Source organism: Oleiphilus sp. HI0125 (assembly GCF_001635355.1).
This window is the reverse complement of the sequence record NZ_LWGF01001477.1, coordinates 1-8,682: the sequence shown is the minus strand read 5'-3', so window position 1 is coordinate 8,682 and position 8,682 is coordinate 1. Positions and strand designations below refer to the sequence as shown.

At 43.8% G+C, this 8,682-nt stretch carries 9 protein-coding genes and 4 tRNA genes; all 13 read right to left on the bottom strand.

Annotated elements, in window-relative coordinates; genetic code table 11:
• Positions 1 to 302, bottom strand: a 302-nt coding sequence (locus A3762_RS24930) for a hypothetical protein (RefSeq protein WP_156493743.1), incomplete at its 3' end; no start/stop codon positions are given.
• A gap of 153 nt (positions 303 to 455) precedes the next feature.
• Positions 456 to 1,199 carry a response regulator gene (locus tag A3762_RS24925; RefSeq protein WP_068757280.1) on the bottom strand — a complete coding sequence of 248 codons (744 nt, stop codon included), beginning with the start codon at positions 1,197 to 1,199 and terminating at the stop codon, positions 456 to 458.
• A gap of 157 nt (positions 1,200 to 1,356) precedes the next feature.
• Positions 1,357 to 1,770 (bottom strand): peptidylprolyl isomerase, encoded by a 414-nt coding sequence (locus A3762_RS24920; RefSeq protein WP_068475045.1) that lies wholly within the window; start codon positions 1,768 to 1,770, stop codon positions 1,357 to 1,359.
• Positions 1,771 to 1,803: 33 nt separating this feature from the next.
• Positions 1,804 to 2,943 (bottom strand): alpha/beta fold hydrolase, encoded by a 1,140-nt coding sequence (locus A3762_RS24915; protein ID WP_068479365.1) that lies wholly within the window; start codon positions 2,941 to 2,943, stop codon positions 1,804 to 1,806.
• A 339-nt stretch (positions 2,944 to 3,282) separates the two neighbouring features.
• On the bottom strand, positions 3,283 to 4,608 hold the full coding sequence (locus A3762_RS24910; RefSeq protein WP_068758118.1) for a sodium ion-translocating decarboxylase subunit beta: 1,326 nt from the start codon (positions 4,606 to 4,608) through the stop codon (positions 3,283 to 3,285).
• A 16-nt stretch (positions 4,609 to 4,624) separates the two neighbouring features.
• Positions 4,625 to 6,406 carry a sodium-extruding oxaloacetate decarboxylase subunit alpha gene (oadA, locus tag A3762_RS24905; RefSeq protein WP_068758116.1) on the bottom strand — a complete coding sequence of 594 codons (1,782 nt, stop codon included), beginning with the start codon at positions 6,404 to 6,406 and terminating at the stop codon, positions 4,625 to 4,627.
• A gap of 45 nt (positions 6,407 to 6,451) precedes the next feature.
• Positions 6,452 to 6,682 carry an OadG family protein gene (locus A3762_RS24900; protein ID WP_231876670.1) on the bottom strand — a complete coding sequence of 77 codons (231 nt, stop codon included), beginning with the start codon at positions 6,680 to 6,682 and terminating at the stop codon, positions 6,452 to 6,454.
• A gap of 252 nt (positions 6,683 to 6,934) precedes the next feature.
• The gene (locus A3762_RS24895; protein ID WP_068754066.1) at positions 6,935 to 7,453 is read right to left on the bottom strand and encodes a hypothetical protein; all 519 of its coding nucleotides are present in this window, start codon (positions 7,451 to 7,453) and stop codon (positions 6,935 to 6,937) included.
• 216 nt (positions 7,454 to 7,669) lie between these two features.
• Positions 7,670 to 7,746 (bottom strand) — tRNA-Arg (locus tag A3762_RS24890).
• A gap of 44 nt (positions 7,747 to 7,790) precedes the next feature.
• A tRNA-Arg gene (locus A3762_RS24885) sits at positions 7,791 to 7,867 on the bottom strand.
• A 41-nt stretch (positions 7,868 to 7,908) separates the two neighbouring features.
• A tRNA-Arg gene (locus tag A3762_RS24880) sits at positions 7,909 to 7,985 on the bottom strand.
• A 20-nt stretch (positions 7,986 to 8,005) separates the two neighbouring features.
• Positions 8,006 to 8,095, bottom strand: a tRNA-Ser gene (locus A3762_RS24875).
• 103 nt (positions 8,096 to 8,198) lie between these two features.
• Positions 8,199 to 8,390 (bottom strand): carbon storage regulator CsrA, encoded by a 192-nt coding sequence (gene csrA / locus A3762_RS24870; protein WP_068479356.1) that lies wholly within the window; start codon positions 8,388 to 8,390, stop codon positions 8,199 to 8,201.
• Positions 8,391 to 8,682 lie beyond the last annotated feature (292 nt).

The following is an 8,682-nucleotide window of genomic DNA, read 5'->3' as shown; positions in this document are numbered from 1 at the left end:
CAAGATTGTGCAAGAGCTGTTGCCTGCTCAACACTGCTTGAAAATAACTGTTGCTTAAACAACGAAATATACAACTTATAAATGCTACTGCCACTTTGATCAGACTCAAGCTCCAACAACAAATCATCATTCAGACGGGCGTACACTTTAAATAGATCGTCTTGATCAGTTAATACAACTTGACCTAACTCTAAACGAGCACGTGTGAGATCAGAAACAGAATGCTGCTCATCTGACACGACACTTAACGAGTTCACGTCAACACGATCTAAAAGATGCTGATGCTTTGCGAAATGCGACATTATTGGGCTAACTACGTCGCTCCAATAATGCTGGTGTCTAACAAAATTTGACGTGCTATAAATGAGCGTAACCAGCAGCCCCAAAGCCACAAGACAAATGGCTAAGCGACTGAAGATTCTTAAAGAGGGATTGTTCACAACTTCTTACCGGGGCTATGCTTCCTTAACGAAAAGATAGCCTTTACTGCGGACGGTCTTAATACGACGAGGGTGAACTGGGTCATCACCGATCTTAGGACGAATACGAGATACTCGAACATCAATCGAACGATCCTGTCCGTCATACTCGATACCCCTTAATGCCGTAAAGATCTCTTCCCGACTAAGTACATTACCCGCATTGCTTGAGAGCAACCAAAGAAGATCAAACTCTGCACTGGTGAGATCAATGCTCTCATCATCTAGCCATGCTTCGCGCATCGAAGAGTCAACGACTAAGTTATTAAATACGAGGCGTGTCGCTGCTTCACCGTCAGCACTAGATTGCGAAGTATCTGCATGCGTTTCAACATCTTTAATACGACGTAAAAGAGCTCGGATACGCGCCAACAAAACTCTTGGACGAACAGGCTTAGACATATAATCATCAGCGCCCATCTCTAATCCAAGCACTTGGTCCAAATCATCAGTCCGAGCAGTCAGCATGAGAATTGGACCATTGTAGCTAGGTCTAACCTTGCGACAAATGGATAAGCCGTCTTCACCAGGCAGCATTAAATCTAAAACTACCAAGTCAGGTTTCTCATTTACAATTCGGTCTACAGCGTTCGTACCATTGCCTTCAACTGAGACAACAAGACCATTACTTTCTAAGTACTCTTTAGTAAGCCCTGCTAAACGCTCATCATCTTCGACAATTAGGATTTTCCACGCTTCGTTTTGATCTTCTACTTCCATCTGCTTTTTCTTATAAATACTGGAGTTGATGAATACACGCACCTTCTAATGCAAGAGAATCTACACTTACACCTAAATACGCATTGTTACACTTAGTATATATGCTGTTTCGAAAATTACCTGATCAAAACAATAAATTCTTGTTCACCTATAGCTTTTATGAATTTTCCTCTACTGCAATAATTTCCAACTCGAAGCGTAAGGTAAGTCCCGCCAGCGGATGATTCGCATCAACCGTCACAGTACTTTCGGTAACATCGACAATTTGAACAATCTGAGTTTGTTCACCGGTATTAGTTTGAAACTTCATACCTGGGACTAGTTCCGGAATGTCAAACAAAGCCCGATCAACAACTGATACAAACTCGGGATTCTTTTCTCCATATGCAAGCTCTGGAGGAATTGTCGCTTCAATTCGATCTCCTGGGTGCCGACCTTCTACCGCACGCTGAAGCCCTTGGATAGTGTCATCACCGCCCAGAGTAATCTTCATTGGCTCACCACCTTCTGACGTATCAACAACTTCATCCTGAGGATTTTTTAGCCAATAATTAACTGTGTAAACTGTCATCAAATAAATCCAATATTATGTATTTATAAAACGTTACTTCGAAGAACGATCTATCAACCAGTCTGCACTGATCGCCCATGTATGTGATGGCGCAGATGCACCTGCAAACACCCCAGCATGCCCGCCTGGCACAACGCAAAATTCTTTATCTGTGGAGGACACGATATCAAGAATTTTATGCGCAGCTTTCACGCTAACGATATTATCGCTCTCACCGGCAAACGCTAGAATAGAGCACTTAATCTTTTTAAAGTGCGCCTTAGCTTTACCAATCCGCATTTCACCTTTTGCAATACGATTATCAATCATCATGTGAACAGCCATGTCTTTGATCGTTTCACCAGGATAATCAACCATGTCATCAAACCACTTACTCATTGTGAGGCTTTCTTCTAAGTATTCCCTGTCCCAGAGATTCAAGAATTTCTCGTATGAATTAATGACACTACCAATAGGGTTCGTAAGCTTAAAAGTGACCGACGAAACCCAACCAGGTACGTGGAACATTTTAGCCGGCATATCCAATACAGAGACATTCAAGATACTGGATATAGCCTGCGCTGGCTTATACACGACAGATAAAAACTTCCCCGTAATACCACTCTGGTGCATGTCAACCGGGCTCGCAACAGTCACGAGATTTCTAACACGATCATCGCCTGATGTAGCTAGATACATCAATGATAACAATCCACCCATGCAGTAGGAGAAAATAGACAACTCATTAGACTTTGAGTGCGAGACTACCGAATCAACGATCTGAGGCATCCACCCCATGACGTAAGATTCGAGCGACAAATCAGAGTGATCAGCCGTAACATCTCCCCAGTCAACGAGATAGACATCAAAACCTCTAGCTAAAAAGTATCTTACGACGCTTCTATGCGGCATTAAGTCAAATATTAACGAAGTCGCGGCAAGTGGCGGCACAAGCAATACTGGAATATTCGCCGCACGTGTCGCGTCATCTTCCACATCAATCTGCTCTCCGGCCACTTCAATTTTAGACTCATCTAAGGGCTGATAATGGCGAACAGACATAATTCCATCGGAATGTACGACATCATAGGGGCTCAAATCTGCAATAACAAAATTGTCTGAAAACAATGTTTGCTCAATGCCATGACGAACGGACCAAAGTGCTTTTTTTAAAAAGCCAGGTTCTTTAGACATGAAAGAATTCTCTTATTAACTGCACGAACTAAGGACGCGCTATTGTATAAAAAGCACAAAAACGATCAAGCGCTTGGGGTAAGTCAGATTCCACTTACACATTAATGAGCCAAATACTTTTTAGTGCCTTAAAAACTTAATCGATAACCTTACGTCAAACGGCGCTCAATTGATTGATAAAAAACATACAGCTTTCGAGTAGAGGAGGTGGTCCGTGATATTTGGACAAAATAAATTATGAGTTTTCGAACTAGCGAATCAGTCGCCACTCAGGCCTTTTAAGCTAAAAACAAAAAAGCCCCGGTAAAACCGAGGCTTTTCATCCAGTACTAGCGCGTATTAACCGCCTAAGAACTTAATCATTACACCTGCTGCAACCGCAGATCCGATAACACCAGCTACGTTTGGCCCCATCGCATGCATAAGCAGGAAGTTTTGCGGATTGTTCTGTAAACCAACTTGGTTTGATACGCGAGCCGCCATTGGAACAGCAGATACACCAGCAGAACCAATCAACGGGTTGATCTTATTCGTGCTAAATACGTTCATCAATTTAGCCATCAGAACACCAGTGGCAGTACCAACACCAAATGCAACCATGCCTAGAACAAGGATACCAAGCGTTGTTACATCTAAGAACTTGTCAGCTGAAAGCTTAGAACCAACAGACAAACCAAGGAAGATAGTTACAACGTTGATCAATGCATTCTGCGCAGTATCAGAAAGACGATCTACTACACCACACTCTTTCATCAAGTTACCAAGACAGAACATACCAAGAAGTGGCGCAGCATCCGGTAGGAACAACGCAACCAAAATCAATACCGCAATTGGGAACAAGATTTTTTCTAATTGGTGTACTGGACGTAACTGAACCATCTGGATCTTACGCTCTTCAGCATTCGTCAAAGCATTCATGATTGGTGGCTGAAGCACAGGAACCAATGCCATGTATGAATATGCCGCAACAGCGATTGCGCCCAATAAATGTGGCGCTAGAACACTAGCAACATAAATCGACGTTGGGCCATCCGCACCACCGATAATACCGATCGCTGCAGCTTCGCCAATATTGAATTCCATTACGCCTGTCATGGTTAAAACCGCTGCACCTAGAACGGTACCAAAGATACCGAACTGCGCCGCTGCACCTAACAAGATCGTACGAGGGTTAGCAAGCAATGGACCGAAGTCAGTCATCGCACCAACACCCAAGAAGATCAAAAGAGGACCAACTGTACTACCAATAATAACGCTATAGAAGTTCGCCAACATGCCGTTAGCATAACCTGCATTCTTAGCGATTTGATCTGCAGCAAATACCGTAGATGCATTACCTTCTGCATAAGCAGCTTTGAATGCCTTCAATGTTTCAGCAGTAATTTCTTGCCCTGCTTCAAAAGGAATCTTCAGAACCTCTGAAAGAGCAAGCATAACGTCCGGCTTATGGAAGTGAATCGCGTTTTCCGCGGCAGTTAGTGCCAAGCCAGCTTCTGGGATGTTCGCAAGAACACCACCAAAACCGATTGGCACTAAAAGTAATGGTTCGAAGCCTTTCTTAATTGCTAAGTACAATAAGAAAAGACAAACCACGATCATCGTAATTTGGCCGCCAGTGATATTGTAGAAACCACTACCGGTCCAAAGATTGAGGATATTCTCCATATCTAACGAACCTTACTTATAGTGTTAACAATGTATCGCCGACTGCAACAGAGTCGCCAACTTTAACGCTGATAGCTCCAACAGTACCCGCACGAGGCGCACGTACTTCTGTTTCCATCTTCATCGCTTCAAGAATCAATAATAAATCACCTTCTTGAACTGCTTGTCCTGGCGTAGCAATTACTTTAAAAATGTTACCCGCTAATGGAGCAGGAACTGGCTCACCGCCACCCGCTGGTGCTGCTGCCGGAGCCGCACCTACTGGTGCTGCTGCTGCACCACCTTGAACTGGAACTATACCAGTAATGTCGCCACCTTCTTCCACTTCAACAGTGTAAGACTGACCACCAACATTAATGGTGTAAACACCCTTGCCGTCTTTACCAGCAAGAACATCATCTTCACTTGGCACTGGCTCGAACGCGTCAGCGTTGCCACGATTCTCCAGGAACTTAAGACCAATCTGCGGGAACAGTGCATACGTTAGAACGTCATCAACTACGTCGTCTGCAAGCTTGAAGCCATTTTCTTCAGAAAGCTTCTTAACTTCATCAGTCAACTTATCCATTTCAGGCTCTAGAAGATCACCCGGACGACATGTAATCGCTTCTGCACCATCAAGTACACGATCTTGAAGTTCTTTATTGTATGGGGCCGGAGCTGCACCGTATTCACCTTTAAGAATACCAGCCGTCTCTTTTGAAATTGACTTGTAACGCTCACCAGTCAATACATTCAATACAGCCTGTGTACCAACAATTTGAGATGTAGGAGTAACAAGAGGAATATGACCTAAGTCTTCACGAACACGTGGAATCTCTTCTAATACCGCATCAAATTTGTCCGCCGCACCTTGCTCTTTCAACTGGTTTTCCATGTTGGTTAACATGCCGCCAGGAACTTGAGCGATAAGGATACGTGAATCTGTACCACGCAAAGAGCCTTCGAATTTCGCATACTTCTTACGTACTTTGCGGAAGTAAGCGGCGATCTCTTCTAGCAAGTCCATGTTTAGACCAGTATCACGATCTGTGCCCGCAAGTGCTGCAACAACACTTTCCGTTGCCGTGTGGCCGTAAGTCATAGACATAGATGAAATGGCTGTATCAACACGGTCAATACCCGCTTCAACAGCTTTTAAAATTGCCATGTCTGAGATACCAGAAGTAGCATGAGCGTGCAATTGAACCTCAAGATCAGTCTGAGCTTTCAAACGACTTACTAACTCGTAAGCTGCGTATGGAGTCAAAGTACCAGCCATGTCTTTGATTGCGATCGAGTCAGCACCAAGGTCTTCGATTTGCTTAGCTAATTCAATCCAGTTTTCGAGGGTATGAACCGGACTAGTTGTGTAAGAAAGCGTACCCTGAGCATGACCGCCATTTGCTTTAACCGCTTTCAAAGCGCGCTCAAGGTTGCGAGGGTCGTTCATCGCATCAAACACTCGGAACACTTCTACGCCATTTTTAACAGCACGCTCAACAAACTTATCAACAACATCATCTGCGTAATGACGGTAGCCAAGAAGATTTTGACCACGCAACAACATTTGTTGCTTAGTATTTGGCATCACTTTTTTAAGTTCGCGAATACGATCCCATGGATCTTCGCCAATGAAACGAATACATGAGTCAAACGTCGCACCGCCCCATGACTCTAGAGACCAATAACCAACTTGGTCTAATTTCTCAGCGATTGGAAGCATATCGTCGATACGCATACGTGTTGCAAGAAGTGATTGGTGAGCATCTCGAAGTACCACATCGGTGATACCGAGTTTCTTATTTGCTTCAGTCATTACTGTCAGGCCTTCTATTAAAGGTTTAGTAGTTATAATTCGATATTAGCGTTTCTTGTCCGAACGGTACTGATTAACCGCTTCTTGTAAAACTGCAAGTAATTGTGCATCAGCCGGCGCTGCAGCAACAGGAGCTGGCGCCGCTTTAGCTGGTTCAGGCTTCGGCGCATACTTGTTGACTAGCTTTGACATAGTCGAAGTCACAACAACAAGAATCGCTAGAAATACGAAGACGAAGCCCATACCGACAGCCATGAGACTGAACGCTTGAGTCATTAAATCGCTCATAGTTTGATCAACCCTTATGGATTAATTTATAAGTAAGCAGGCGTGCATTTTCCTGCCATTTAAAAGCTCCGGTAATTTACCGCCATTCAATAGGCTTAGCAAATTTGAATCCGCTATTAAGACCATAACCAAAACTAATGCAAAACACCAAAACAAAAAGGAATACAGATAGATACCAATATACAAACTGTTATGAGTAAAAAGACAAGCACGTAACCCATACAAGAGACCTTGAAGACCCTAGACTGCCTGCAACAATGCCACCGACCCTGAGACAGAATAAACCATATAAACTTGATCCGACTTATGAACTACAAAGCACAAGCCTTCATAATAAATTTTTAAACCCTGACCGCGCGAAGATCGCTTGGAGAAATCTGCACACTCACTAAGCTGTAAAACCTGACGCAAAATCTCGCAAGCCAAACACCAATGTTTGTTTATATTGCCCTCTCCCCTATTAACGAGTAGCAAGTAATCAACTAACACTGAAGAACCTAGCACCAACACACGTTCAGTTAACCAAGATTCAAGAGGACTAACCACCCGAAAAGAAGAGCGACACAAATAGACACTCTCACCATCACACTCCAGATACCAATGCACACACTCAAGACCACCCATCTCCAAGAAAGTGCCTGCCCCTGTAGCCATCACGTCATTAATTCGATTCCTCTGAACATCTCTATTAACGGTTGTCGACAAAACTGCCATAACTCGATCAACCTCGTTATCAAACGTCTGCGTTGCATCACGCAAGCTGGAGAGCAAACTCCTCTCGACCAATCTTTTATGCGAATGACTCAGAGGATACGTGGGCAAATATAGGTGAGGACTTGCAGCCCTATTTGAGCGCGAATTGCTTCTTACATTGAATAGATTTTTAAATTTCATGATTTGACCTCCCTGAAAACTAAGGCCAATAATAAAATTTATAACGACACGTCATGTCGTTCGAAACAAATTAGGGGAAAGTGGCGCGGCTGGGAGGATTCGAACCTCCGACCGCCTGGTTCGTAGCCAGGTACTCTATCCAGCTGAGCTACAGCCGCGCAATGGTTCGGTCATAAACCGAAATACTTGATTAAAAGGGGTGTGGCACGGCTGGTAGGATTCGAACCTACGACCACCTGGTTCGAAGCCAGATACTCTATCCAACTGAGCTACAGCCGCATCTTATAAAAATCAAGGTACAACTTAAGGTAGGTTTGAAGTGGCGCGGCTGGGAGGATTCGAACCTCCGACCGCCTGGTTCGTAGCCAGGTACTCTATCCAGCTGAGCTACAGCCGCGTATCTTCAAAAAGGTGTCATGGCGGAGAGAGAGGGATTCGAACCCTCGATGGGCGTAAACCCATACACCCTTAGCAGGGGTGCGCCTTCAGCCACTCGGCCATCTCTCCAGACGCGCCGTATAATACCAAAAAAATATTAAATGCCAAGCGCCAATTTCGTTTATTTCCTGTTTTTTCAGAGGATCGATCAGGGAATAAACGATTCGCCTAATTACTCATCAGAACCCGAAGTATCGGACTTCTCTTTCTGGATTCTTTGGTAGATTTCTTCACGGTGAACAGACACATCTTTCGGTGCATTTACACCAATTCGTACCTGGTTACCTTTTACTCCTAGCACAGTCACTGTGACATCATCGCCAACCATAAGCGTTTCACCAACGCGGCGCGTCAAAATTAGCATTATTGCAACTCCTTCGTTTGTACTACCTTCCAAAGATTATCTTAACTTGTAGGTCGTCCAAATTAATTACTGCCAGTAAAGTCTACTTTTCTCAAAAAGAAAGGAACATCTTAGAACTTTTCTTTATGGACATCTAATCATTACCGGCAAGCTTGTATTAAGCGGATTATAAGCGAGAACTGTAATTACTCACTCTTATCCAAATCAAACGCTGTATGCAATGTGCGCACAGCTAATTCCATGTACTTCTCATCAATCACGACTGAGATTTTAATTTCAGACGTAGAGATCA

Excerpts from the sequence above, each read along its gene's own strand:
- A3762_RS24915 (WP_068479365.1), bottom strand. The coding sequence starts at position 2,943 with ATGTCTAAAGAACCTGGCTTTTTAAAAAAAGCACTTTGGTCCGTTCGT.
- A3762_RS24925 (WP_068757280.1), bottom strand. The coding sequence starts at position 1,199 with ATGGAAGTAGAAGATCAAAACGAAGCGTGGAAAATCCTAATTGTCGAA.
- csrA (WP_068479356.1), bottom strand. The coding sequence starts at position 8,390 with ATGCTAATTTTGACGCGCCGCGTTGGTGAAACGCTTATGGTTGGCGAT.
- A3762_RS24920 (WP_068475045.1), bottom strand. The coding sequence starts at position 1,770 with ATGACAGTTTACACAGTTAATTATTGGCTAAAAAATCCTCAGGATGAA.
- A3762_RS24900 (WP_231876670.1), bottom strand. The coding sequence starts at position 6,682 with ATGACTCAAGCGTTCAGTCTCATGGCTGTCGGTATGGGCTTCGTCTTC.
- oadA (WP_068758116.1), bottom strand. The coding sequence starts at position 6,406 with ATGACTGAAGCAAATAAGAAACTCGGTATCACCGATGTGGTACTTCGA.
- A3762_RS24910 (WP_068758118.1), bottom strand. The coding sequence starts at position 4,608 with ATGGAGAATATCCTCAATCTTTGGACCGGTAGTGGTTTCTACAATATC.